The organism is Glutamicibacter nicotianae (assembly GCF_002797775.1).
Classification (GTDB): Bacteria; Actinomycetota; Actinomycetes; order Actinomycetales; family Micrococcaceae; genus Glutamicibacter; species Glutamicibacter nicotianae.
In genome coordinates, this window is sequence record NZ_PGEY01000001.1 from 3,194,109 (window position 1) to 3,218,701 (window position 24,593).

The 24,593-nt window shown below is 61.4% G+C and carries 21 protein-coding genes and 4 riboswitches; of the genes, 14 read left to right on the forward strand and 7 right to left on the reverse strand.

Translation table 11 applies throughout. The features are described from left to right. Positions 1-67 precede the first annotated feature (67 nt). The gene (locus ATK23_RS14885; RefSeq protein ID WP_038992052.1) at positions 68-883 is read right to left on the reverse strand and encodes an ABC transporter ATP-binding protein; all 816 of its coding nucleotides are present in this window, start codon (positions 881-883) and stop codon (positions 68-70) included. A gap of 5 nt (positions 884-888) precedes the next feature. Beyond that, positions 889-991, reverse strand: a riboswitch (SAM riboswitch). Between the two features lie 267 nt (positions 992-1,258). Further along, positions 1,259-1,350, forward strand: a riboswitch (SAM riboswitch). A gap of 15 nt (positions 1,351-1,365) precedes the next feature. On the opposite strand from ATK23_RS14885, the gene ATK23_RS14890 reads away from it, so the two are divergent. Next, positions 1,366-2,697 carry an acyl-CoA dehydrogenase family protein gene (locus ATK23_RS14890; RefSeq protein ID WP_066143640.1) on the forward strand — a complete coding sequence of 444 codons (1,332 nt, stop codon included), beginning with the start codon at positions 1,366-1,368 and terminating at the stop codon, positions 2,695-2,697. 58 nt (positions 2,698-2,755) lie between these two features. Then, entirely contained in the window at positions 2,756-4,159 is a 1,404-nt protein-coding gene (locus ATK23_RS14895; protein WP_066143642.1) for an LLM class flavin-dependent oxidoreductase, read from the forward strand. A gap of 83 nt (positions 4,160-4,242) precedes the next feature. Here the strand turns inward: ATK23_RS14895 and ggt are convergent, their stop codons facing one another. Continuing rightward, complete coding sequence (ggt, locus tag ATK23_RS14900; protein WP_066143644.1) at positions 4,243-6,066, reverse strand: gamma-glutamyltransferase; 1,824 nt, start codon at positions 6,064-6,066, stop codon at positions 4,243-4,245. Positions 6,067-6,282: 216 nt separating this feature from the next. Next, on the reverse strand, positions 6,283-7,146 hold the full coding sequence (locus tag ATK23_RS14905; protein ID WP_066143647.1) for an SDR family oxidoreductase: 864 nt from the start codon (positions 7,144-7,146) through the stop codon (positions 6,283-6,285). Between the two features lie 284 nt (positions 7,147-7,430). Further along, positions 7,431-7,522: riboswitch (SAM riboswitch) on the forward strand. Positions 7,523-7,614: 92 nt separating this feature from the next. Here ATK23_RS14905 and ATK23_RS14910 point away from each other — a divergent pair. From ATK23_RS14910 to ATK23_RS14965, 12 genes are all read left to right on the forward strand, one after another. Then, complete coding sequence (locus ATK23_RS14910) at positions 7,615-8,634, forward strand: methionine ABC transporter ATP-binding protein (protein WP_066143650.1); 1,020 nt, start codon at positions 7,615-7,617, stop codon at positions 8,632-8,634. Beyond that, on the forward strand, positions 8,631-9,326 hold the full coding sequence (locus tag ATK23_RS14915; RefSeq protein WP_066143654.1) for a methionine ABC transporter permease: 696 nt from the start codon (positions 8,631-8,633) through the stop codon (positions 9,324-9,326). The genes ATK23_RS14910 and ATK23_RS14915 overlap by 4 nt, the downstream gene beginning before the upstream one ends. A 33-nt stretch (positions 9,327-9,359) precedes the next feature. Next, complete coding sequence (locus ATK23_RS14920) at positions 9,360-10,271, forward strand: MetQ/NlpA family ABC transporter substrate-binding protein (RefSeq protein ID WP_066143656.1); 912 nt, start codon at positions 9,360-9,362, stop codon at positions 10,269-10,271. 294 nt (positions 10,272-10,565) lie between these two features. After that, a riboswitch (SAM riboswitch) is annotated at positions 10,566-10,657 on the forward strand. A 124-nt stretch (positions 10,658-10,781) separates the two neighbouring features. Continuing rightward, on the forward strand, positions 10,782-12,413 hold the full coding sequence (locus ATK23_RS14925; protein WP_245858451.1) for an ABC transporter substrate-binding protein: 1,632 nt from the start codon (positions 10,782-10,784) through the stop codon (positions 12,411-12,413). Between the two features lie 11 nt (positions 12,414-12,424). Then, a complete protein-coding gene (locus ATK23_RS14930) occupies positions 12,425-13,381 on the forward strand; it encodes an ABC transporter permease (protein ID WP_066143661.1) in 957 nt (318 codons plus the stop codon). Between the two features lie 14 nt (positions 13,382-13,395). After that, positions 13,396-14,283, forward strand: coding sequence for an ABC transporter permease (locus tag ATK23_RS14935; protein WP_083515669.1), 888 nt, complete (start codon positions 13,396-13,398; stop codon positions 14,281-14,283). 28 nt (positions 14,284-14,311) lie between these two features. Next, entirely contained in the window at positions 14,312-15,934 is a 1,623-nt protein-coding gene (locus ATK23_RS14940) for an ABC transporter ATP-binding protein (protein WP_066143664.1), read from the forward strand. 38 nt (positions 15,935-15,972) lie between these two features. Next, positions 15,973-17,214, forward strand: coding sequence for an acyl-CoA dehydrogenase family protein (locus ATK23_RS14945; RefSeq protein ID WP_066143668.1), 1,242 nt, complete (start codon positions 15,973-15,975; stop codon positions 17,212-17,214). A gap of 2 nt (positions 17,215-17,216) precedes the next feature. After that, positions 17,217-18,635: an NtaA/DmoA family FMN-dependent monooxygenase gene (locus tag ATK23_RS14950; RefSeq protein WP_066143671.1), complete on the forward strand. Its 1,419-nt coding sequence runs from the start codon at positions 17,217-17,219 to the stop codon at positions 18,633-18,635. 103 nt (positions 18,636-18,738) lie between these two features. Next, entirely contained in the window at positions 18,739-19,155 is a 417-nt protein-coding gene (locus tag ATK23_RS14955; RefSeq protein WP_038991947.1) for a CoA-binding protein, read from the forward strand. Positions 19,156-19,165: 10 nt separating this feature from the next. Further along, the gene (locus ATK23_RS14960) at positions 19,166-19,585 is read left to right on the forward strand and encodes an MmcQ/YjbR family DNA-binding protein (protein ID WP_066143674.1); all 420 of its coding nucleotides are present in this window, start codon (positions 19,166-19,168) and stop codon (positions 19,583-19,585) included. A 4-nt stretch (positions 19,586-19,589) separates the two neighbouring features. Continuing rightward, a complete protein-coding gene (locus ATK23_RS14965) occupies positions 19,590-19,913 on the forward strand; it encodes a putative quinol monooxygenase (protein WP_038991945.1) in 324 nt (107 codons plus the stop codon). Positions 19,914-19,978: 65 nt separating this feature from the next. On the opposite strand, the gene ATK23_RS14970 is transcribed toward ATK23_RS14965, so the two are convergent. From ATK23_RS14970 to fepB, 4 genes are all read right to left on the reverse strand, one after another. Next, positions 19,979-22,009 (reverse strand): 5'-nucleotidase C-terminal domain-containing protein, encoded by a 2,031-nt coding sequence (locus ATK23_RS14970; RefSeq protein ID WP_083515670.1) that lies wholly within the window; start codon positions 22,007-22,009, stop codon positions 19,979-19,981. 175 nt (positions 22,010-22,184) lie between these two features. Further along, the gene (locus tag ATK23_RS14975; protein WP_100339297.1) at positions 22,185-22,397 is read right to left on the reverse strand and encodes a hypothetical protein; all 213 of its coding nucleotides are present in this window, start codon (positions 22,395-22,397) and stop codon (positions 22,185-22,187) included. Between the two features lie 170 nt (positions 22,398-22,567). Beyond that, positions 22,568-23,275: an HNH endonuclease family protein gene (locus tag ATK23_RS14980; protein WP_066143678.1), complete on the reverse strand. Its 708-nt coding sequence runs from the start codon at positions 23,273-23,275 to the stop codon at positions 22,568-22,570. Between the two features lie 144 nt (positions 23,276-23,419). Next, the gene (gene fepB, locus ATK23_RS14985) at positions 23,420-24,583 is read right to left on the reverse strand and encodes a Fe2+-enterobactin ABC transporter substrate-binding protein (protein WP_157801666.1); all 1,164 of its coding nucleotides are present in this window, start codon (positions 24,581-24,583) and stop codon (positions 23,420-23,422) included. Positions 24,584-24,593 lie beyond the last annotated feature (10 nt).

Sequence of the window (24,593 nt, forward strand, 5' to 3'; positions counted from 1 at the left end):
TGCGTGCAAGCGGATGGACGATAGGGCAGAGAGCAAGGATCGCCGAGGATCCAATGCGTTCCCTGGATTAATGGTTGGTTGGGTCGACGCCGAGCAGGCGCAGCAGGTGCAGGCGATCGGCAACGAACTTCTCGTCCGTGTGCCGGCGCGGTTGCCCGGCGGAGATCGCTAGGTCTTCGATGACACCAGCCGCGCCGTTCCCGGTGCTGCGTCCCAAGACGATAACGCGGTCAGCCAAGGTCAAAGCCTCGTCCACGTCATGGGTCACCATGAGTACCGTGGTGGGGAATGATGCGTGAATTGAGAGCAGCAAATCCTGCATCTTCAGGCGGGTCAGGGCATCGAGTGCGCCGAAGGGCTCATCGAGAAGCAATACGCCCGGGCGGCGGGCCAGCGCGCGAGCCAGCGAAACACGCTGGGCCATGCCGCCGGAAATCTCCCGCGGGCGCAGGCTGGCTGCATGGCTCAGCCCGGTCAGCTCGATCAGCTCATCAATCAGCGCGTCGCCAGAGGCCTTCTCGGTTCCTGGGGCCAGACCCAGCGCAATGTTCTCGCGCACCGATCGCCACGGCAGCAGCCGTGGTTCCTGGAAAGCAACGGCGCATAGCTCGTTGATGCCGTTGACCTCGTGGGTGCCTGTGCGGATGTCACCGGTGGAGGGGTGGTCCAACCCGGAGACCGAACGCAGCAGCGTGGATTTTCCGCAGCCGCTGGCGCCTAGGATCGCGAGGACTTGGCCGGCTGGAATGTGCAAGTTGATGTCGGCCAGCACGGTGCGGCTTTCCTTCTTTGTGGTGAAGGTCCGCGACACGTTGCTGAATTGGACGTCCAGTGCGGTTGAGGTGGTTGAAGTTGCCTCGGGCGCTGCAATGGTAAGAGCCATATCAATCTCCATCGGTCCTGGCGGTAGCACCGGCCTGCGGAGGTGGAGCTCCGAAGGTGGTTGCTGCGGCGTCAAAGAGCCAGATCTCTCGGCCGCTCGGGATGGTTACCCCTCTATTACAGCGAGTCGAACGATTTGGACGCAAATCTTGCGTAACATGAAAAAATCTTCGACACCTGCGTCACATTTCCCAGAAATTTCGTTATTTATTTTACCTAGGGCCGGTTTGATCGACTGCAAGTCAATCCGTGCAACTCATCTTCGATGGGACGGGGATTAGGCTGTGGGAATTGAGCCTAGGGCCTCCCCGCTCTGAGGCGAAATATGACTTCGCGGCTTGGAAGCGCCGGATTATTACCGTTACAAATGAATCACGACCCATCCAGAGCGGCTGAGAGATCTGGCTCCACGACGCCGCAGCAACCACCCGAAGAGCGGGACGGTGCTACCGCCAGGACCGATGGAAAGAATTGAGAACCCTGATGCCTATTGGCGAATCACCGAATGCCCCAGGGCTGGACTTCAACCAGCTCAGCGATCCTTCGCAAGCCAGCGCGCTGGAACTGGACAAGTTCGAGGAGCAGCTGCCCACCCGGCAGCTGCTGAAGATCACTCCCGGTCCCGGCGCGGATGAGCAGTACGACCGGCTGGCCGAAATCTTCCGCCCGGTCTTCGCTCAGATCGCCGCGACCGCCAAGGACCGCGACCTGAACCGCGTGCTTCCCTTCGAGCAGGTAGGCCTGCTGAACCGCGAGCGCTTCGGCGCGCTGCGCCTTCCCGTGGCCGACGGCGGCTACGGTGCGCGGCTGGTGGATGTCTTCCGCCTGCTCATCGAGCTCTCCGAGGCCGACTCCCATGTAGGCCAGCTGTGGCGCGCGCATATCGCCTTCGTCGAGAACGTCTTGGCACTGGAAGACGAGGCGCTGCACAAGAAGTGGGTGGCCCGCATCGCCGCCGGGCAGATCATCGGCAACGCCTACACCGAACGCGGCGGCAACGCCCTGGGCACCTTGAATACGAAGGCCAGCTTCGTGGACGGGCGCTGGGTAGTCGACGGCGAGAAGTACTACTGCACCGGCACCATCTTTGCCGACTGGACCACTGTTGCGGTGGCCCATCCGGAGCTGGCCGGGCGCCAGATCGCGGTGGTCTCCACCCAGCACAGCGGCGTCAAGATCCTCGATGACTGGGACGGATTCGGCCAGGGCCTGACCGGAACCGGGACCACCGAATTCCATCAGGTCCCGGTGGACTGCTTCATGCCGCAGCAGCGCAACGACTCCGAAGCGGCGATCTTCCAGCTGGTGCTCATGTCCGTGCAGGCAGGCATCGCCCGCGCCGCGCTGAACGACCTGCGCAGCGCCGTGCAGGCACGCACCCGCATCTTCACCACCGGAACCGGGGTGCCGGTGTACCAGGAACCCCAGGTCCTGCAGCTGGTGGGCGAGGTGTCCGCGGAGTCCTTCGCCGCCGACTCGGTGGTGATCGGCGCGGTGCTCGAAGTCGAGGCGGCCCTGGGCGATCCGGGGCTGAACGACGAGGAACGCTACGCGGTCTGCGAGCTGGCAGCCAACCGTGCGCAAACCGTGGTGCAGCCGCTGGCCATCGGGGTGACCAGCAAGCTCTTCGACGGGCTGGGGGCCTCGTCCACCAGAAGCGGCTGCAACCTTGACCGGCACTGGCGCAATGCGCGCACCATCGCCACGCACAACCCGGCGATCTACAAGGCGCGCATCGTCGGGGACTACGAGATCAACGGAGTCCAGCCGCAGCGGCTGTCCGTCACCGGCGAAGATTCGACCCAGCGGGCCTGAGCGCCCGCGACGCAAACCAGATACTTTCCATGAACATCGACCTAATGGGGGCAAAGACATGAGCGAGAACAAGCGCGAGATCCTATTCAACGCATTCGACATGAACTGCGTGGTGCACCAGTCGCCGGGTCTGTGGCGCCACCCGCAGGACAAAGCCGCCGACTACAAGACCATCGGCTACTGGACCCACCTGGCCAAGGTGCTGGAAGAGGGCAAGTTCGACGGGTTGTTCCTGGCCGATGTGCTGGGCACCTACGACGTGTTCAACGGCAATAACGAGTCCCCGCTGCGCACCGGCGCCCAGGCCCCGGTCAACGACCCGTTCATGCTGGTCTCCGCGATGGCAGCGGTCACCGAGAACCTGGGCTTCGGTGTCACCGCCGGCACCGCCTACGAGCACCCGTACCCGTTCGCCCGCCGCCTGGCCACCCTGGACCACCTGACCAACGGCCGCGTGGGCTGGAACGTGGTCACCGGCTACCTGCCCTCCGCCGCGCGCAACATGGGCCAGGACGACCAGATGGAGCACGACGAGCGCTACAACCACGCGGACGAGTACCTTGAGGTCGTCTACAAGCTGCTCGAAGGCTCCTGGGAGGAGGACGCGGTGCAGGCAGACAAGGCCAGCGGCATCTACACCGACCCTGCCAAGGTGCACCCGATCGAGCACGAGGGCAAGTACTTCAAGGTGCCTGGCATCGCCATCACCGAACCGAGCACCCAGCGCACCCCGGTTATCTACCAGGCCGGCGCCTCCTCGCGCGGCATGAAGTTCGCCGCGGAAAACGCGGAAGCGGTCTTCGTGACCAGCCCTACCCGCGAAATGCTCAAGGCCACCGTCACCAAGATCCGCGACGCGGCCCAGGCCGCTGGCCGCGACCGCCACGACATCAAGATCTTCGCGATGCAGACCATCATCACCGGTGAGGACTCGGCCGCCGCGCAGGCGAAGTTCGAGGACTACAAGTCCTACGCCGACATCGAGGGCGCCCAAGTACTGATCTCCGGATGGATGGGCGTTGACCTGTCCGAGTACGGCCCGGACGACGTCATCGGAGCCAACGTGAAGTCCAACGCCATCCAGTCCTCGGTGGAAACCTTCCAGAAGGCCAGCGGCGACGAGGGCAAGCCGTGGACCATCCGCCAGCTGGCCGAATGGGTGGGCGTGGGCGGCTTCGGCCCGATCACCGTCGGATCCGGCGCCGAGGTCGCCGAGAAGCTCATCGACTGGGTGGACTACACCGACGTGGACGGCTTCAACCTGGCCTACGCAATCACCCCGGGCACCTTCGAGGACGTCGTGAAGTACGTGGTTCCCGAGCTGCAAGCGCGCGGCGCATACAAGACCGAGTACGCCAAGGGCTCGCTGCGCAACAAGCTGTTCGGCGAGGGGGACCGCGTGAAGGGCACCCACCGCGCAGCCCAGTACAAGGTCGCCAACCGGCTGGCCGCCCAGGCCTGAGCGGCTGGCCAGCTAGCGCAATAGGCGGCGGCCTGCGGCAACTTCGCAAGAATGTTGCCGCAGGCCGCCGTTTTTCTGCACGCCTACTCGGTTGGCTCCAGCACCATGGCCGAACCGCCGCCGCGCCTGGTGGGCTCGGCCGCCGCGGTGAGCGTGCCATCGGCTGCGATTTCCACCGCTTCAACGGCACCGATTTCAGCCTGCGGGGTGAAGGAATCGCCAGCAGGCGTGAGCTTGTGGCCAAAGGCCTCAAGCGCAGGGCCATAGGTTTCGATGAACTCGGGTTCGGCGGTGACCGCGGCCGTATTGCGCTGAGATGCCCGCGGCGCGGCGATGGCTTCGCTGATGCTCATGCCCAAGTCGATGCGGTTCACCAGGGTCTGCAACACCGTGGTGATGATGGTTGAACCGCCCGGGGAACCGATGGCCAGCACCGGTTCGCCGTCCTGCAGGACAATGGTTGGCGCCATCGATGAGCGCGGGCGCTTGCCCGGCTCGATGCGGTTCGGATCCTGCGGATCGTAGACCGTGGAGAAATCGGTCAGCTCATTGTTCAGCAGGAATCCGCGGCCGGGAACCACCATGCCGGAGCCGCCGGTCTGCTCGATGGTCAGCGTGTATGAAACGACGTTGCCCCAGCGATCCACCACCGACAGGTGGGTGGTGGAGATGTTTTCCGTGTCCCGCTCTTCAACCGGCTCGCTTGTGGCAGCCGGGCACTGGCCATCATAGTTCTCGATATCGCCAGGAGCGACCGGCTTGGCCGCGGCCTGGCCCGGATTGATGGCGCATGCGCGCTCCGCACCGAACAGCTTGTCTGTCAGCGTCCGGGTCGGAACATCGGCGAAAGCCGGGTCGCCGACGAATTTGCCGCGATCAGCGTAGGCAAGAGCAGTTGCCTCGAAATAATGGTGCAACGCCTCGGCTTCGTCCATGGCCGCCACGTCGAACTGGCCCAGGATGTTCAGCGATTCGCCGATGGTGGTTCCTCCGCTGGAAGATGGAGCCATGCCGAAGACATCGTAGCCCCGATAATCCACTTGGGTGGGTTCCTGCTCAACCACTTCGTAGCCGGCCAGATCGGCGGTGGACAACTGCCCCGCGGGAACCGGGAGGCCGGTATCTGCGCTCTTTGGCGGTTCCTGCACCGTATGGGCGATCTCGGCAGCCAAGTCTCCCGCATAGAACCCATCGAGGCCTTGCTTGGCCAGCATCCGGTAGGTGTCCGCCAGATCCGGATTCCTGAAGATGGTCCCGACCTGGGGAGCATCCCCGCCGGGCAAGAACAATTCGCTCGTGGCAGGGAACGCGGCGAACCGTTCCTTGTTATCCAAGGTCTGCTCGCGGAACGTCTCATCAATGGCAAAGCCGCGGGAAGCGATTTTGGTTGCCGGCCGCAAGACCTGCTTCAGGTTCTGCGAACCCCAATTGTCCAGGGCGCGTTGCCATGTGGCCAAGGTTCCGGGCACGCCGACTGCCACGCCGCTGGAAACCAGTTCCGGGGTGAAGTTGTACGGCTCGCCGGTTTCAGGATCGATGAATGCGCCATTGGCCATGCCTGCCGGGGCGGTTTCGCGACCATCGATCGTGCTGACCTTTCCCGATTGCGCATCGTAGTAGAGGAAGTATCCGCCACCGCCAATGCCGGCGCTGTAGGGTTCGGTGACGCCGAGTGCCGCCGCGGTGGCCACAGCCGCATCCACGGCGTTGCCTCCCTTGCGCAGGACCTCGATACCGGCGGCGGTGGCCTCCGGGTCCACCGAAGACACCGCGCCTCCGGTTCCAATGGCAGTCGGGACTTTTTCGGTGTGGCGTGGATCCGCGCTCGCCGGGACAGCCGAGAAAGCTCCCAGGCCCAAGGCGAGGGCTGCAGCGCAGGCAACTGGCCTCAAACGTGCTCGTGGCATACTTTTATCTCCTCTTCAGGTGGGGATGAAGTATGCGCAAATTTACGGGAGCGGAACCTCCCAGCGAGCTTGTGACACGCAGCACAATCTATCTGGGCGTTAAATTGCCCCCTTGTCGCGCGAATATTCGCGGTTATGAAGCTTAAATGCTGCAGGGCAGGCACCGCGGCAGCGACTGCCGCGAGTGCCTGCCCGCTGGACCCTCGATGATCGGTGCTACTTGTCCAGGTTGTCCTTGATGACCTTGCCCAAGGACGCTGGAGCGCGGCCGATCAGCTTGGCCAGATCACCGGTGCTGACCTCCAGTGCTCCTTCGCGAATGCGCACGTCGGTATCGACGAGGATGTGCGCGAAGGGTCCTGGGACTCCGGCATCAGCGTAGATCTTTTCCAGCTGCTCGGGATCCACTTCCTTGTAGGCGACGTCCTGGCCAGCGGCGGCGCCGACAGCGCCAGCAAGCTGGTTGAGGGTGAATGGCTTGTCGCTGCCCAACTCGTAGATCTTGCCGTTCTGCTCTTCATCGGACAGCAGCACCGCCGCGGCTGCCTCCGCGAAATCGGCCCGGGCGGCAGCGCTGATCTTGCCCTCGCCCGCGGCACCGAGGATTACGCCGCTATTGAGGTAGCCCATGAGCTGGTCGGTGTAGTTCTCGATGTACCAGCCGTTGCGCAGCAGCACGTACCCGATGCCGGATCCGGCCAGCAATCGCTCTGTGGCGATGTGCTCCTCGGCGAGCTCCATGCCGCCGGTCATCGCGTTGGCAATGGACGTGTAGGCGATCAGCGAGACGTCCACCTGCTTGGCGGCGTTGATGATGTTCTCATGCTGGGCAACGCGCTGGCCCACTTCGCTGGAGGAGATCAGCAGCAGCTTGTCGACGCCTTCAAGCGCAGAAACCAGATCTGGCTGGACGTTGTAATCGGCAACGCGGGTTTCCAAGCCCTTGCCTGCCAGCGGGGCCAGTTTTTCTTCCGAACGGCCGATGGCCACCAGCTGCGCGGGAACGGCCCCGCGCTCCAGCAGCGCATCGATGACGAGTCCTCCGAGTTGTCCGGTGGCTCCGGTCACGGCAATCTTCATGGCATTCCTTTCCAAGGCATTCGGTGATTCCAACCGTAGGCCAGCTGCACGTATTCCCGATGCCCAGCCGGGCACAGGACCCAAGGCCGAGGTCAAATCCGCGAGGGCACCTGCGTCCCGGAAGGTCACACGCGGGGCAATGCGGCGAATCATGACGCCGAAGATGACGCCGACGGCCCGCAGTGCCGGATCGGAAATGACGTGATGTCGCAGTGTTGCGCAACTCTTGGCTTGGTCCGGCCAGGGAACGCATGCTGGGAACACCTGGCCTCCAAAGGCCGGGCAACCCATCCAGAGCGACCGAGAGACCTGGCTTGTTGACGTCGCAGCAACCACCCGAACCGCGGGACGGTGCTACCGCCAGGACCGATGGAGCAGTGGCTGCCACCGGGCCACGCCTGGCTACGAGCCGGCACAGGCTCGGCCCTGGGCAGTCCTTCCCGGTGCAACATCCAAGGAGCACGCAGCATGATCGAGATCAAGGATCTGCACAAGCACTATGACACCGCGCAGGGGCGCATCGAGGTGCTCAAGGGGATCGACCTGTCGGTGCCGGAAGGCTCGATCACCGCAGTGGTCGGCCCTTCCGGGGCAGGCAAATCGACCCTGTCCCATTGCATCTCGCTGCTGGAGAAGCCCAGCAGCGGGCAGATCCTCGTTGACGGCAAGGATCTCGGCGCGCTCTCTGGCAGGGCGCTGCGCGCCGAACGCCGTGCCATCGGCACGATCTTCCAGAACTCGGCCCTGCTGAGCCGGCTGAGCGTCGCCGAGAACGTGGCCCTTCCGCTGCGGAACCTCGGGGTGGTTCACTATGAAATGCAGCAGCGGGTGGCCCAGCTGCTGGACCGGGTCGGGCTGCTGGAGAAGGCGAACGCCTATCCCGGGCAGCTCTCCGGCGGCCAGCGGCAACGCGTCGGCATCGCCCGGGCCCTGGCCCTGCGGCCACGGCTGCTGCTCTCCGACGAAGCCACCTCGGGCCTGGATCCCGAATCCACGCACCAGGTGCTGGGGCTGCTGGATTCGCTGCGCAGCGACCTGGGCCTGTCCATCATCCTGATCACCCATGAGATGGATGTGGTGCGACATGTGGCCGACGAGGTTGCCCAGCTGGCCGGTGGGCGTATCGCCGAGCATGGAGCGCTGCATGAGCTGGTGGCCTCCCCAGGCTCGGCGACCGGGGAGAAGCTGCTGCCGCTGCGGGCCGAGGACCTGCCGGCAGGCTTCGACTATGCCGTGACGGTGGCCTACCGCAAAGACCGGGTCGATCCCGGCTGGATCTCCCGGCTGGGCATCGAGCACGGAATCGCGGTGGCCCTGCTTGGCGGGGCCGTCGAGGCGCACCACGACGGGACCTTGGGCCGCGTGCGCCTGGGCGTGCGGGGCGCGAGCCCTCAGGACCTGGTCCGGTTGCTGGACGGGTGGGGCCTGCAGGCCGACCCGGGCAGCCTGGCCCGCAACAATCACGAACTGGTGGAGGCCAACGCATGAGAATCCCCTTGGAAAGCGCAGCGGTGGGTACTGACACCCCGTGGCAGCAGTTGCCGGCGTTGATGCTGCCGGCCTACGGCCAGACCTGGGCCATGGTCGGGATCGTCATGGCCCTGGTCATCAGCCTCGGAGGACTGATGGGCACCGCGCTGTACAACACCGATCGGCAGGGGCTCTTCCCGCGGGCGCGCCTGCATGCGGTGCTCAGCTGGATCGCCAACATGGGGCGCTCTTTGCCGTTCCTGGTGCTGATGGCAGCGATCATCCCCTTCACCAAATGGGTCACCGGCACCACCATCGGCATTGCCGCGGCCGCCGTGCCCATGACCATTGCCGGCATCCCGTTCTTCGCCCGGCTGGTGCAGAACGCGCTGAACGACCTGCCGAGGCACAACCTGGCCGTAGGGCTGGTGACCGGCGGTTCGGCCGCGCAGATCATCGGCACCACCCAGATCCGCGAGGCGCTGCCGGCCCTGGCCTCGGCCATCACGCTGAACACCATCTCGATGATCGAGTACTCGGCCATCGCCGGGACCATCGGGGCCGGGGGCATCGGCTATCTCGCCGTGACCTACGGCTACCAGCGCTTCGACATGAATGTCATGCTGGCGACCATCGTGGTGCTGATCCTGACCGTGCAAATTGTTCAATTCCTCGGCGACCGCATCGCCCGCGCCCTGGCGCGTCCCTGAACACCATCGACGAACGAACGAACGAGCGAGACCATGACTACACCGCACACCGGGCACGACCACGGCTTCACGCTGCGCAAGAACCGCAATGCCCTTCCCTGGACCATCGCCGCCCTCGCGGCCGTGGCCGCCCTCATCCTCGGCGTGCTGCTGGGCCAGCAGCGTTCCGCCCCTGCCGCCGCCTCGGCCGCCGGAAGCCAGACGAAGTTCACGGTCCACTTCGAACCGGCCATGGCCGGGGAGGAGAAGATCCTGGATTTCGTGGCGCGCCAGATCGCGCCTGACTACGGCATCGAAATCGAGAAGGTCGGGCTGCAGGATCCGATCCAGGCCAACCAGGCGGTGGCCAGCGGCCAATTCGATGCCACCATTTTCGAGCACCAGTGGTACATGGAGCAGTCCGCCGAGGCTGCCGGAGTCGAGCTGGAACCCACGGTGGAGCTCTTCCAGTGGGGTTTCGGGCTCTACTCGAACCATTACGACTCGGTCGAGGAGATCCCGCGCGGCTCCTCGCTGCTGCTGCCCAACGACGTGGCCAACCAGGGCCAGGCGCTGTGGCTGCTGCAACGCGAGGGCCTGCTCGGCCTGGACCCGGACATCGAACCGCGCACCGCGAAGATCTCCGATGTCATCGATAACCCCCGGGGCTTCGAGCTGAAGGAAGCCGACCTGCTGGCGATGCCGCGCATGCTCGACGACGTCGGTGTGGCGATCGGCTACGTCTCCCAGTTCGATGCGGGCAAGGTCGACCGCGACCAGGGGATCTTGTTCCCCGAGCCGCCCAAGACCTTTGCCTCCCGCCTGATCATGGGCGCGGAGTATGCCAAGAGCGCCGATGCGCAGAAGCTGGCGGAAGCATTTTCCGATCCGCGGCTGCAGGAGTACCTGGCCACGACCGAGGATCCACTGGTCCAGGGAGTGCTCACCCCGGTCTCCGGTTCCTGACGGCAACCCCCATTGCGCCGCACGTTTCGGCGTGCGCGAAGCGGCCCGGCACCGACAGGAGCCGGGCCGCTTCGCGCTCCTGATGACGCATTGTCTCCGCCGAGGCCAGCAGCGTCAAGGATTTCCTGTCAAGGTGCTTAATCCTTGGACTTGTGACAGAGCATTACGTCCAATATGACGAGCATCGGGCATTTCAGAATGCGTTGTGTGACTTCATGACCCCTGTCTTACGTAACGCTTGTCTGCTGAATTCACGGGTTGCAGACTTGAATTGTTCGGCCGGTACAGCCGGACACCCCATCCAGAGCGACCGAGAGACCTGGCTCGTTGAAGTCGCAGCAACCACCCGTAAACGGGAGCGGTGCTAAGGCCGGGACCGATGGAGATTGCTAATTTTCACGACAGTCTGCCGGGAGAAACTCGCCAAGAGTAGTCCCACGAATCATGGCAGAACGTACAGGGAATCTAGGCGTAATCCTCGGGTCACCAACCGAGAGGACATTTGAAATCATGCGTACAGCACATTTTGGACTGAAGACCACTGCGATTCTTGCCGTTCTGGGCTTATCGCTCACCGCGTGCGGCGGCAACGCCAATAAGACGGGCGCAGCGCAGGCGGTAGCCGATCCAGGGACGCCGGTTGAAGGAGGCACCTTCACCTTCGCTGAAGTCACCCCTATCAACAATTGGCAGACTCAGGCAGCACGCTTCTATGAGAAGGCGAATGTTCTAAACTCAGTGCTTGATCGACTGACCTACTATGACGTGGAAGCCGGCAAACTGGTTGGCTGGATCGCCAGCGAGTTCGAAGCCAATGAGGACCAGACGGAGTTCACTTTCACCATTCGCGACGGTGTCACTTTCTCAGACGGCTCCAAGCTGGATGCTGAGGCTGTGAAGCTGAACCTGGACGCCCTTGGAAAGGGAATCAAGTCTGCCCAGATTGCGCCAAACGTTGATTTTGCCGCCTATAAGTCGGCAGAAGTCGTAGGGGGCAACAAGGTCAAGGTAACGCTCAAGCGACCAGATGCCAATTTCCTCAGGTCGACTTCCTCCGTAACTGCTGGTTTGGTGTCCCCGAAGACCCTTGAACTGGACAATGCCGCGCAGTCTTCGATCTCCAAGATAGTTGGTTCCGGCCCATTCGTCTTCGAATCGGAAAAGCCTGATGAAGAAGTCGTTTTCAGCAGCCGGGATGACTACGCCTGGGCGCCAGAAACTGCCCCGAACCAGGGCGATGCCTACCTGGATACCCTGGTTATCAAGTACCTTCCAGAGGTCGCTAGCCGTGCCGGCGCCGCCCAGTCCGGGCAGGTGGATCTCGTCCGAGGATTGCAGCCGGTAGACGAACAGGTGCTGGCCTCCAGCGGCGGCAAGGTTTATGCCGCCGAAGGGGTGGACCTGACCACCAACCACGCAGCCGTGCGCATTGGCTCGGGAAAGCTGGGAGACGTCAAAGTCCGCCAGGCACTGCAGGTTGCAATCGACCGCCAGGCCATCAAAGACACCGTTCTCTCGGATAGCTATGTCATTTCGGGATCGATCCTCAACCACAAGGCACCAGGGTTTGTAGACCTGTCAGCAGAATTGGCTTATAACCCGGAAAAGGCCAAGCAGTTATTGGACGAGGCCGGATGGAAGCCGGGCGCAGATGGCATTCGGGAGAAGGACGGGAAAAAGTTGGAAGTCACGGCTTCCACCTCCAATAACTCCGTAGTCATCAAGCCAGCGTTCGAACTGATTGAGCAGCAATGGCGCGAGATCGGCGTCCAGCTGATCAACCGCGCGGCGGACAATACTTTCCTGACCAACGCACTTGTCGACGACAAGGTGGAGTTCTTCGGAACTCGCCAGTTTGCGTACGGCGGACTGGGCCCGGTCTATGCACCTGCGAACAACAACCAGACCCTTCGCGCTGATCCTGAACTGAATAAGCTTTTCACCAAAGAGCAGTCGGCGACCACCGATGAGGAACACCTGAAGCTGGTCGAAGAAGAACAGCGTGCCCTGGTGCTGGACAAGGCGCTGACGCTGGTTCTTTGGGACGAAGTCCAGGTCTATGGCGCCAATAGCTCGGCGAACGTCGAGTTCACTTCCGGTACCGCGCCCATCTTCCAAGGTGCTTGGAAGAGCGAAGGCTAGGAACCAAATCCATGGGCACTTACATCGTAAAACGACTGGGACAGGCGCTTCTGGTCATCTGGCTTGCCTACACAGCGGTTTTCATTGCCGTGCAATCCTTGCCGAATGACCCGGTCACGATCTTCCTGAGCACTGACTCGGCGGCGGATCCGGCCACCATTGCCCAGATGAAGGCATACTACGGATACGACCAGCCGCTCTTCGTGCAGTACTTCTCGCAGTTGCTCGGGCTGCTTCGCGGGGATCTTGGATATTCGTTATCCAATGGTTCGGAAGTGGCAACGCGCATCGGGGAAGTCGCTGGATCAACCTTGATTCTGGCTGGCAGTGCATTCGTTCTTTCAGTGGTATTCGCCCTGATTATCGCGTCGGCTGCGAGCCTGGCCAGAGGCGGGAAGTTGCGCAAGGCGCTGCTGAACCTGCCACCTTTGATGGTTTCGATACCTGTTTTCTGGTTGGGTCTGCTGCTCTTGCAGCTGTTGGCCGTGCAGCTCGGCGTGATGTCGCTGTTCCCGGATGGATCGTTCATGTCGTTGGCGGTGCCAATCTTCGTGCTGGCCGTGCACCTGAGCGCTCCGATTGCCCAAGTTCTGATCAAGAGCGTGCAGGAAGTGAATAGGCAACCGTTTATTGAAGTTTTGCGCGCCAAAGGCGCAAGGGAAGCATGGATCTTCTACCGGCACACCTTGAAGAACGCGGCCCCGGCCGCGCTATCCATTGCCGGTATCACCATTGGTGCCTTGCTCGCTGGTTCCGTCATCACCGAGACCGTGTTTTCCCGCGCGGGATTAGGCCAGCTGATCTTGCAGTCAGTGACGGCGCAGGACATTCCACTGGTCCAGGGATTGGTGCTGCTGACCGCAGTCGTTTTCACCGCAGTCAACTTGCTCGTTGATCTCATCCACCCGCAGCTCGATCCACGCATCGTCACGTCAACAAGCGGCGCAACCCGCTCGCTTGTTGCGTAAGGAAAGTAGGACTAATGAGTCTCATAACCGAACACGTTGGATCGGTGGACACTGCTGACCAGCCGCTAGCTTCAACCAAGACTGCAACCAAAATAGGAAATCCAGCAGCACGCTGGTTTGCCGCTTGGTGGGTTCTCATTCCGCTGGCCGTATTTGCGGCGTGGGCTTTTTTCCCATCGCTCTTTACGGGCCACGACCCGATTACTGGTGTGCCGGCCGACAAGCTGCAAGCGCCATCCGCGGAACACCTGTTCGGAACCGACCATCTGGGGCGTGACATCTACAGCCGAGTTGTCTACGGAACGCGCCAGACCCTGCTGACCGCGGGCCTGGCGTGCTTGGTTGGAAGCGTTGTCGGCTCGATCCTCGGTCTGCTGGCGGGCACTGCTGGACGTTTCGCAGATACCGTGGCAATGCGATTTGTCGATATTGTCCTGGCAGTTCCGGCCTTCCTCATTGCGCTGATCCTGGTCACCGCGACTGAACCTGGACCGCTGTCCTTGGGCCTGGGTGTAGGCATCGCCTCGATCGCGGCATTCGCGCGCCTCGTGCGCACAGAGGTGCTGAGGGTCCGCTCTCGAGATTTCGTGCAGGCAGCGTTAATGAGTGGCGGGAAGTACTTCACGGTGCTGCGTCGGCACATCATCCCGCATATTGTCGGTCCGGTGCTGTCCTTGCTAGCTGTGGATCTGGGTGCTGCAATTCTTGCGATCTCCGGTTTAGGGTTCCTCGGCTTCGGGTCGCCACCGCCAACCCCTGAATGGGGACTGCTGATTTCCGAAGGCCGCCAGTACCTTTCGGTGGCTTGGTGGCTGACGACATTGCCGGGATTGGTCATCGTGTCGGCGGTCATGCTGACAGCCGTACTGGGACGTGCCATCAACAAGGCATTCCGATTCTAGCTCTACACTTCGATGAACGGACAAGACCATGAACGCAACCAGCAACGCTTCTTCTGCGGTGATCCGCATCGAGGACTTAACAGTCCAGTATGCCCAAGGCACCGTAGCTGCTGACAGCATCAACTTGGAAATCCCAGCGGGACAAATCGTTGCCATTGTCGGTGAATCCGGCTCGGGCAAATCAACGCTGACCAAGACCCTGATTGGCCTATTGCCACAGGGGACTGAGGTCCAGGGAAGCGTGCGTTTCGGCGGTACTGAAGTCACCAATCTTTCTTTGTCCGACTGGCGTGCCATTCGTGGTGCCGGAATCGGCTTAGTCCCGCAGGATCCGGGCGCCTCGCTGGATCCCGTGAAGACCATTGGCTCCCAGATCATCGAAGTATTCCGTTTGCATCCGTCACGCTCAGTTCCAAAGGCCCAGTGGCGCTCCAAGGCAATCGAACTGATGCAGAGCGTTGGCATCGACCGGGCGGAAAGCCGGCTGGATCAATTTCCGCACGAGCTTTCTGGCGGGCTGAAGCAACGTGTATTGATTGCCATCGCCTTCGCGTTGAATCCTCAACTGCTCATTGCGGATGAACCCACCAGCGCCTTGGACGTCACCGTCCAGCGCACAGTTTTGGAAGTTTTCGTTTCGCTGGCTCGGAAGAAGGGAACCACTGTACTCTTCGTAACTCACGATCTGGCTGTTGCGACTGACATCGCAGACCGGGTACTGGTCATGAATTCGGGGAGGCTCCTCGAAGATCGCAGCGTTCCGGCGCTGGTTGCACAGAGCACTGAACCGTACACCAAGGCACTGCTCGACCAGGCCTATGCACACCAGGACCGGCAGCAACCTTCAACCTCAGACGACATCGCGATCACAGTGGAGGGACTCGGCAAGGTCTTCGGCAAAGGCCGCAACGGGCACCAGGTTCTTTCCGACGTCAGTTTCGAAGTGCAGCGAGGCACCACGTTCTCGCTGGTAGGCGAATCCGGTTCCGGAAAATCCACAACAGCCAAAATCATCATGGGAATGCATCCAGCCACCGAAGGATCCGTGCTGGTCAACGGCAGAGAAGTCGCCAACATCAGCGGCAAGCAGCGCTACGACCTTTGGCGAGACGCGCAACTGGTCTATCAGAACCCCGACTCTGCCCTGGACCCGCGACAATCCATCGGCTCGATCATCGCTGAACCAATGGTCAACTACCGTCTGGGTGATGCCGCTTGGCGTGCCCAGCGAGTCGCGCAGTTGATGGATCAGGTGAATCTGCCAGAACAGCTGGTCGGAAGACGCCCAGGAGAGCTTTCCGGGGGACAACGCCAACGCGTCGCCATTGCCCGGGCTCTGGCAAGCGGTGCCAAAATTCTCGTCCTCGATGAAGCATTGAGCGCACTTGATGTACTCACCCAGGAACAAATACTTGAGTTGCTCGACCAGTTGCAGCGCGAAGAACAACTGACCTACCTGTTCATTTCCCATGATCTGCATGTGGTGGAACGGATCAGCCACCGCGTTGGCGTGATGTGCCGTGGGCAAATTGTCGAGTCGGGAACCGTCGATGAAATCTATTCCAATCCCCAGCATGAGTACACCAGGACCCTACTTGCGGCGAATCCCGGCAAGGTACTTCGCGAATTGGCCGATTCGCGTACCGCCTAGCCATTTCACACCAATTCCAGAATCTACTAGGAGCATCCATGAGCACTGAAGCCTTGGCAACATTCCGTCCTTCCGCCCAGCAGCACACCGAAGCCGCTTACCAAGAACTTTTGGCACACTTCAGCCAGGTATTTGCCCGTATCGCGCAGGGCGCCACCGAACGCGAACAGCAGCGCATCCTGCCTTTCGAACAGGTGCAGTGGCTCAAGGACGCAGGATTCACCACCTTGCGCGTGCCAGCCAGCCACGGTGGCTCGCCGATTAGCCATGAGCACCTGTTCCGCCTGCTTATCGAGCTGGCGGCAGCCGACTCCAACGTAGCCCACTTGCTGCGCAGCCACTTCTCGTTCGTGGAAACCATTGCCCTGCAGCCTCAGGAGTTCCAGGAGCGCTGGTTCCCGCGGGTGCTTGCGGGGGAAATCTTCGGCAATGCCGCCACCGAGCGCGGCGGCAACGCCCTGGGCAGCACCAACACCAAACTCGTCAAGACGGACGCCGGGTGGGTGCTGCACGGCGAGAAGTACTACACCACCGGATCGATCTTCGCGGACTGGGTTGTCGTCATGGCCACCACCGAAGGCGTTGAGGGGCGGCAGTACGCGGTAGTCGAACGCCACGCCAAAGGCGTCGAAATCCTGGACGACTGGGACGGATTCGGCCAGCCGCTGACCGGCACCGGCACCGCGATCTTCACCGACGTCGCGGTGGACGAGCAGAACATCATCCAGCGCAAGGTGGCTTCCACCCTGGAGCCGGCGTTCTTCCAGCTCTGCCTGCTCTCGGTACTGGTTGGCATCGGCAAAGCAGCCCGGAACGAAGCCGCCCGAATCGTGGCGACCCGCACCCGTACCTTCAACACCGGCTCCGGCGTGCTGTTCAAGGACGACCCGCAGATCCAAGAGCTCGTAGGACGCCTTGCCTCGAACGTATTCGCCGCAGAATCAATTGTGGTGTCGGCGGCCCGCGACCTTGACGCAGCACTGGACCCGAGCCTCGGCTTGAACGCGGAGGAAGCCTTCCTGCGCGCCGAGCTTGCCGTGCAACAGGCGCACGTGGCCGCACCGAAGCTGGTCTTGGATGCCACCAGCGAACTCTTCGACGTCACCGGCGCCTCGGCGGTATCCACTTCCAAGTCGCTGGACCGTTTCTGGCGCAATGCGCGCACCGTCGCCACCCACAATCCAGTGGCCTTCAAGGCGCGTTCGGTGGGCGATTACTTTATCAACGGAACCATCCCGACGGGTCTGCACTCGATCGGCGAAGCCAAGGGAGCCAAGTAGCCATGGGAACCTTCGAATCCCGGCCGCGCTTCCTGCTGTCGGCCTTCCTCATGAACACCTCAAGCCACATCCTCGGCGGCATGTGGCGCCACCCCGAGGCGCAGCAGCACAAGTTCAACGAGCTGGATCTGTGGGTGGACCTGGCGAAGAAGCTGGAAGACGCCAAGTTCGACAACTTGTTCTTCGCCGACGTGGTGGGCCTCTACGGCGACCACGAAGGCGGCTGGGCCTCCCACATGCGCAAGGGCATGCAGGTGCCCAGCCACGACCCGATGGTTCTGCTCTCCGCGCTGGCCGCTACCACCAAGGACATTGGCCTGGCGATGACCAGCTCGGTCATCCAATCCCACCCATTCCAGTTTGCGCGGCAGATCTCCACCTTGGATCACCTGTCGCAGGGCCGCGTGGCGTGGAACATCGTCACCAGCGTGCTGGAGAACTCACACCGCAATTTCGGCGGTGCGAGCCTGGTCGCGCACGATGACCGCTACGCCTGGGCCGAGGAATATGTGGAAGCGGCCTACAAGCTGTGGGAAGGGTCCTGGGAGGACGACGCGCTGCTGGCCGACAAGGAGTCGGGCATCTTCGCCGACCCTGCTCGGGTCAATAAGATCAACCATCGTGGCGAGCTGTACTCCATCGATGGTCCGCATCTGGCTCTGCCCAGCGCACAGCGCACCCCATTCCTATTCCAGGCAGGCTCTTCGCCACGCGGTTCCCAATTCGCCGCGACGCATGCGGAGGCAACGTTCCTGTTCGCCCCGCACCCGCAGTATGTGGCGAAGAAGAATGCGCAGTTGACCAGCAACCTGCAGGCCGCTGGCCGCACCCGCGAAGACATCAAGGTCTTCGCCGGACTGTCCTTCGTGGTCGGTTCCACGGAAGCTGAAGCCAAGGCCCTTGAAGCTGAATACGACCAGTACCTGGATCCGCACGCCATCATCGCCCACATCGGCGGAGGCATCGGAGTGGATCTGGGTGGACTGGATCTGGATACCCCGCTGGGGGATGTGAAGACCGAAGGCGCCCAAGGCGTGCTGGAAGCGGCGCTTGCCTCGACACCGGGACGCAACCCAACCCTTCGCGACCTGGCGCACTACCGCGCCAAGGCGCAGCAGATCGTCGGTACTCCGGAACAGATCGTTGATGAGCTGGAACAATGGCAGGACGCGGGGATTGATGGGTTGAACATCATGAACCACGTACTGCCCGGATCCTATGACAACTTCATCGAAGGCGTCCTTCCGGAGCTGCGTCGCCGCGGCCTGGCGCAAACCGGGTACACGCCGGGGAGCCTGCGGCAGAAGGTGTTCGGCCACGGGGACAAGCTTCCGGAAAATCATCCGGCGGCCCAATACCGCGGAGCGTTCACGCAGAACAGCGCAGCATCCACCCAGAAAGCAGCGCAGCTGCAGCACTGAATTCCGCAAGCTTGAAAGGCCAGTGGCATGGATGGGTCCGGGCCACTGGTCTTTCTTTGATACCCGGAAGCTGAATCGCCGGCAACGCGGTAGGGTGTCGTGCATGGACACCCATCACGTAAATGATCCAGAGACGATCCGCAGGCTGTTGAGCACACCGGGACGCTGGGCCGTTGTCGGCCTGACCAATAATCCCGTTCGCGTGGCTCCTTCCATCGCACGGTTCCTGCGCGACGAGCTGTCGATGAAGATTTTTCCTGTGTCATTGAGCGGGGAAACCGTGATGGGCGAACCGGGATTCGCAAAGCTTGCTGATATCCCAGAACCCATCGATGTGGTGGATTGCTTCGTGAACTCCTCCAAGGCGGGGGACATCGTTGACCAGGCGATCGCCGTGGGCGCCAAAGCGGTGTGGCTGCAGCTCGGCGTGATCGACGAAGCCGCTGCCCAGCGGGCCAAGGACGCGGGATTGGACGTGGTGATGGATACCTGCCCTAAGATTGAGTACCCATTCCGATAGCGAGGAATTGATGGCAATATCAGCTGCTCAAGATGAACTGGAAAATGCGTGGGCGCAGCTGTGCCTGAGCATGCCGTGCGCTTATGCCGATTATCCTTTTGGCCCTGAGAGCACCGTATTCAAGGTGGCGGGCAGGGATCCTGGCAAAGGCAAGATGTTCGGGCTGATCATGCACCTGAATGGTGAATTGGTGCTGAACCTGAAATGCGAGCCTGCCCTTGCTGACCAGCAACGCAGCGAGCATCCGCAGATCACCCCGGGCTATCACATGAACAAGAAGCACTGGAATTCCGTGCGTGCTGGACTCGACCCGAACCTGATGCGTGAACTCATCGAGGATTCCTATGATCTGGTGGTCGACGGCATGCCCCGGAGGGACAAAGAATACATCCGCCTGCAAGGCACAATTAACAAGGGGAGCATAGACTAGAGGCATGTACTTCATCGTTGTTAAATACCAGGTAAAGCCAGAATCAACCCCGACCTTCATGGATCAGGTCGCTGAATTCACCGCGGCTACCCGCGCCGAGGAAGGCAACATCTTCTTCGACTGGTCCGTGAGTGTCGAAGACCCCAACGAATTCGTGCTGGTCGAGGCCTTCCGTGATGACGAGGCCGCTGCGGCACATGTGAACTCGGCGCACTTCGCTGCAGGTCTTGAATCCATGCGGCCACACTTGGTCTCCACCCCGAAGATCGTCTCCCGCAAGGTGGATGGCGAGGGCTGGGATTCCATGGGCGAATTGGTCATCGATTAATTTACCGGGATAAAGGCAAAGGGAAGAACCTCAGCGGTTCTTCCCTTTGCCTTTGCCTGTGGACCTTAGCGGCCGGCCTTGTTGCCGAAGCGGCGTACCAGAATCAAGGCGATGCCGGCCAGGACAACCACACCGGCGATGATGCCGATCCAGCTGGCGTTGAAGCCGGTGTCGGCCAGATCATCGGTGTTCTGATCCGGGGAGTCCTTCTTTGGCTCGTCAGAAGCATCTGGGGATTCGCTTGCATCCCCAGTTGGCTCTGGCGAACTGGTTGGCTCTCCGGTGGGCTCGTCGGTCGCATCTTCAGATGGTTCCGGCGAAGCGGTTGGCTCGGTTGGATCCTCCGTCGGGTCATCCGAAGGAACCGGCGACTGAGTTGGCTCTTCCTCTTCGAGCAGGACAGAGCGGCCCAATGGAGCCGGCTCGACAACGTCGTGCGCCTTGAAGTAGTTCACGGTAGCGTCCAAATCGATCTGGCCGGAGTCGGCGTGATCGGTGCCGTCCGCGAAGGCGATGAAGTTATCGCCACCGGTGGCCAGGAAGGCATTAGCCGCGACCCGGAAGGTTGCTTCCTCGTCCAGCGGCTCGCCCTTGAAGGTGATGTCCTTGATGTGCTCGCCCTGGGCGGCTTCCTCAACGTAGGTGTAGGACAGTCCCTCGGAAATGCCCAGATGCAGCTTGGAGCGCTCCGAGCCAGCCGGCTGCCACTGCTGCTCCAGCGCCTCGCGGATCTGCGCTCCGGTGAGGTTGAAGGTGATCAGGGTGTTGGCGAATGGCTGGACTTCGGCCGCGTCCTTGTAGGACACGGTGCCGTCTTCGCCGTAGAGCAGGTCGGCACGCAGGCCGCCCGGGTTCATGAAAGCGATCTCGGCTGGTTCCCCGGCAAAGTCGTCGTTCGAGGTGGCCCACAGGTGGATGTCGGCTACGGTGTTGCCCAGGGTGGATTCGACTCCACGGTCTGAGCCTGGTTCTTCGCCGCCGCGCAGGATGTCTTCGGAAATGGCGCCGATCTTCACGCTGCCGACCACTTCGGCTTCGGCTTCAGCGTTGCTGACGATTTCTGCGACCTGGGCGTTGGCCTCGAAGTTGCCCGCCCATTCGCCGTCGGCGCCCTCGGTGGCCAAGGCGATTAGTTCGGTGCCGGCTTCGGTGACTTCGCCTGTTTCGGGATCCACCTGCAGGGAAACCTTGCCCAAGGTGGTGCCGTACTGGTGGGACTGGATCACTGGGCGGTCCGCGATGTCGCAATCGTAGGACTGGTGGGTGTGGCCCGAGAAGATCGCGTCAATCTCATCGCTGGCTTCGCGGATGAGCTTGCCATAGGTGCTGTCTTCGGCAGCAATATCAGCGCACTTGTCGCCAGCGGAACCATTATGGGTCAGCAGCACCACCACATCGGCCTCGCCATTCGCTTCATCGCCGTCGGAGAGCTGGGCTGCTACCCGGTTCGCTGCTTCCAGTTCGCTGCCGAAATCCAGATCGGCAATGCCGGCTGGGGAAACCAGCGAGGGCATGTCCTCGGTAACGGTGCCGATGAAGCCCACGGAAACGCCGGAGACTTCACGGATCGCATATTCCTGCAGGACAGGAGTCTTGGTGCCCTTTTCATAGACATTGGCGCCCAATGCGAAGTCTGCACCGTTTTCACCGGTGGAATCAGCGTAGCTGTCGATGACGCGTCCACCCAGATCAGCAAAGCCCTTGTCGAACTCGTGGTTGCCTACTGCCGAGACATCCAGGCCGCCGGCACCGAGCGCCGCGATGGTTGGTTCATCATCCTGGGACGCGGAAGCGAAGGTCGAAGCGCCAATGTTGTCCCCAGCAGAGACGAACAGGGTGTTCTCGTTTTCTGCGCGCAGTTCATCAACGGCGCCGGCGAGCACCGCAGCACCGGCGGAGCTTCTGTCTGCGGAAATGCGCCCGTGGAAGTCGTTGATGCCGACTAGGTCCACGGTGACTGCTGCGGCATTCGCGGCTGCGGAAGAAGATGGGCTCTGCGTGGACGTAGCCTGGGCTGCTGCGGCACCGCCGGCCGCCAGCGAAATCGTCGCCAGCGAGGCGAGACCGAGTTTGCTTATCTGCCTGAATGCAGACATGGGTACTCCTAAATGTGACGAGTGTGACAAGGTATATGTCTATCGCATCTGAATGAACATGTCGATGCTTTAGCGTTAAATTTAGGTGCAGAAGTACAAGTTCTGGCGGTTATTCAACAGAAGCAACCTCCCAGCCATAGGCCGAGAGGTTGCTTCTGGAAATGGAAGTTTGCAACTATTGCCGACGCTTTCGCGGAGGGTCTCCCGCGGTAACGGTGGAGGAGGCAACAATCGCTTTCAGCAGCAGCATCGCTGCTCCAATGAACATGAGGGTGGAGACGACCCAGCAGGCAGTGGCCGTATCGCGCTGCGCGGTGTTCAGGGCAAAAGAGAAGATGAATCCGCTGGAAACCAGCAGGAGGACTCCGGGAATTCGTGTCTTCATCATGCGCCTTTGCAGTGGAGGATTAGGCCAAGCGATCGCAGAACATAATCGCTATCGTGTTGAATAACATCCATCTTGCCACAAATCCATCGACTTTACGATAGGCCTTAAGGTGGATATTACCTTGGGATATCCTGTGTCCGGCTATTGATGCAGGCAAAGCTGCTTGGCTGCTAGATGCAGGAATTCAGCAGTTTCCCGATCGCGGCGTGCTCTGCCTTGGTCATCCAAACTCCGTATTTGGCTTTTACCTGGGTCTGCCGCGAGACATAGTCGCAGCGGAAATTCTTGTTCGGCGGCAGCCACGATGCGGCGTCCTTGTCGCCCTTAGCGGCATTAGTCGGCCCATCGGAAGCCAGCAGGTTCAACGGGTCGTTGGCAAATTCCAGTCGGGTGTCGGCATCCCAGCCCTGCGCTCCCTTTTGCCAGGAATCGGACAACGCGACAATATGGTCGATCTGCACCGCGGTGCTGGTGCCTTGGCCACGCTTGAATTCAATGGTCTTGCCCGTATAGGGATCATCGAACCGTCCCCTCAGGACAACGCAGGGTCGAGCGGCCGACTTATAGGTCACGTCCACCAAATCTCGCGACAGGATGTCGTTGCGCGCGTCGCATCCATTGCGGTCCGGATCTTTCCACCCCTTGCCGAACTTTGCTCTGTCGTAGCCGGTTTTCGGCGCGCGGCCCTTCACAGCAATTTCGTCGAGCAGTTCGAGGGATTCCGCATAGATCTCACGTTGCACTGCGGTGCTTGGGGCAGGTGCGCCTTGCGCATCAGGCAGGGGAGGGAACTCTGCGCTATCCAGTGAAGAGCACGAACTGAGTACAAGAGTGGATACGAGGGTGAAAAACGCTAAGGTGCGACGCAGCAGACGCATGCGGTGGTACTACTCCTAAAAGTGGCCGGTGCTTGAGCATGAAAATGCCTCTGACTTGAACTATAGGCAGTGGGGCTGACGATTTAGCCGTGCCTGCTTCGTGTGGTGGCGTGACTTTGAATGCACAGGCATAAGAGACTGCTGCTATTCAAGCTCGGAAGAACTCAGCTCTGGGAAATCGTGCTCGAAATAGTCCAGGATCTCCTGGGCTGCGTAGTAATCCAGCAGGTGCGGGGCGCTGAGCGGGAAGACGGAGCCGCTTTGCACCGAAGGCAGCTGGGCTAATGATTCATCCGCGGTAAACTCCATGGCGGTTTTCTTGTTCGCCGCCAGCAGGAAGGTGGCATCGCCAGTGAGCGCCGCTGGCAAGTCTTGGTAGCTGACGAAACTGAAATCCTCCCTTGGCTGCGTGGACGTGTCGAACTGCTTTGGCGTTGAAACCATCGTGAAGCCGAGTCCGCTCAGCAGCTGCGCGTACGGCCCGGCGGCCTTGGCGATCGGAGAGGTGCCACGGGCAGCATAGGAAATGAGCGAGGCGGTGGTTCCGGAAGGGATTGACAGCTTCGCTCTCAGTGTTGAGATCCGTTCGGCAACGGCTGCGGTGTTCTGCTGTGCCTTGTCTTCGGTGCCGGTGGCTTCCCCCAGCAGTTTTGAAAGTTCGTTCCAATCCTTATCCGCATAGTCCAAGACAATGGTTGGTGCAATCTTTCGCAGCGCACCAATCTTGCCTAATTCGGAGTCTGCGCCTGTCGCCGCCACAATGATGAGGTCAGGCTTCTGCTCAGTGATTTCTTCCAGATCGAACTTTCCAACTTCATAGAGCGGATCGACTTTGCGAGCCGAGGCAACATCAGCCCAGTGCTTGAAGAAGCCGTCGCGATCAGCGCCTGGTCCTTCCGGTGCCGTCGCGCTGGCAATGACCGGCGCGTCCAGGGCCAGCAGAGAGCCCGTAAGCCCTACCGAGGTCGAGACTATGCGTTCAGGTTTTGCCGGAATCCTTACGGTGTTCTGCATTGAATCCGTGAACGTGCGAGGCCAGTGCCCGACGTCAAATGCCGCTGTGCCCGTATCCCGCGCTGGCTCGGCAGGTGTCGTCGCGCACGAGCCAAGGGAGAAGGCTAATGCGCTGATGAACAAGGCAACTGCGATTCGTGACAAGCTGGGGCGCACTAAAGTTCTCCTGGGCCGATGGCCAAAAACTGGCCAGGCGGCATATGACGGCAATGTATTACTCGAAATCTCTTTCCGAACCCATTTTATGTTCCCCAGCCGCAGGCACGCCCCTTGGCGCAAGAACAAGCGGATCACGTTGACTGCG

Bases quoted from the DNA above. Each gene is read 5' to 3' on its own strand.
- ATK23_RS14895 (WP_066143642.1), top strand. From the start codon at position 2,756: ATGAGCGAGAACAAGCGCGAGATCCTATTCAACGCATTCGACATGAAC.
- ATK23_RS14970 (WP_083515670.1), bottom strand. From the start codon at position 22,009: ATGTCTGCATTCAGGCAGATAAGCAAACTCGGTCTCGCCTCGCTGGCG.
- ATK23_RS14915 (WP_066143654.1), top strand. From the start codon at position 8,631: ATGAGAATCCCCTTGGAAAGCGCAGCGGTGGGTACTGACACCCCGTGG.
- ATK23_RS14940 (WP_066143664.1), top strand. From the start codon at position 14,312: ATGAACGCAACCAGCAACGCTTCTTCTGCGGTGATCCGCATCGAGGAC.
- ATK23_RS14885 (WP_038992052.1), bottom strand. From the start codon at position 883: ATGGCTCTTACCATTGCAGCGCCCGAGGCAACTTCAACCACCTCAACC.
- ATK23_RS14930 (WP_066143661.1), top strand. From the start codon at position 12,425: ATGGGCACTTACATCGTAAAACGACTGGGACAGGCGCTTCTGGTCATC.
- ATK23_RS14975 (WP_100339297.1), bottom strand. From the start codon at position 22,397: ATGATGAAGACACGAATTCCCGGAGTCCTCCTGCTGGTTTCCAGCGGA.
- ATK23_RS14945 (WP_066143668.1), top strand. From the start codon at position 15,973: ATGAGCACTGAAGCCTTGGCAACATTCCGTCCTTCCGCCCAGCAGCAC.
- ATK23_RS14890 (WP_066143640.1), top strand. From the start codon at position 1,366: ATGCCTATTGGCGAATCACCGAATGCCCCAGGGCTGGACTTCAACCAG.
- ATK23_RS14965 (WP_038991945.1), top strand. From the start codon at position 19,590: ATGTACTTCATCGTTGTTAAATACCAGGTAAAGCCAGAATCAACCCCG.
- ATK23_RS14955 (WP_038991947.1), top strand. From the start codon at position 18,739: ATGGACACCCATCACGTAAATGATCCAGAGACGATCCGCAGGCTGTTG.
- ATK23_RS14950 (WP_066143671.1), top strand. From the start codon at position 17,217: ATGGGAACCTTCGAATCCCGGCCGCGCTTCCTGCTGTCGGCCTTCCTC.
- ATK23_RS14920 (WP_066143656.1), top strand. From the start codon at position 9,360: ATGACTACACCGCACACCGGGCACGACCACGGCTTCACGCTGCGCAAG.
- ATK23_RS14960 (WP_066143674.1), top strand. From the start codon at position 19,166: ATGGCAATATCAGCTGCTCAAGATGAACTGGAAAATGCGTGGGCGCAG.
- ggt (WP_066143644.1), bottom strand. From the start codon at position 6,066: ATGCCACGAGCACGTTTGAGGCCAGTTGCCTGCGCTGCAGCCCTCGCC.
- ATK23_RS14925 (WP_245858451.1), top strand. From the start codon at position 10,782: ATGCGTACAGCACATTTTGGACTGAAGACCACTGCGATTCTTGCCGTT.
- ATK23_RS14910 (WP_066143650.1), top strand. From the start codon at position 7,615: ATGATCGAGATCAAGGATCTGCACAAGCACTATGACACCGCGCAGGGG.
- ATK23_RS14980 (WP_066143678.1), bottom strand. From the start codon at position 23,275: ATGCGTCTGCTGCGTCGCACCTTAGCGTTTTTCACCCTCGTATCCACT.
- ATK23_RS14905 (WP_066143647.1), bottom strand. From the start codon at position 7,146: ATGAAGATTGCCGTGACCGGAGCCACCGGACAACTCGGAGGACTCGTC.
- ATK23_RS14935 (WP_083515669.1), top strand. From the start codon at position 13,396: ATGAGTCTCATAACCGAACACGTTGGATCGGTGGACACTGCTGACCAG.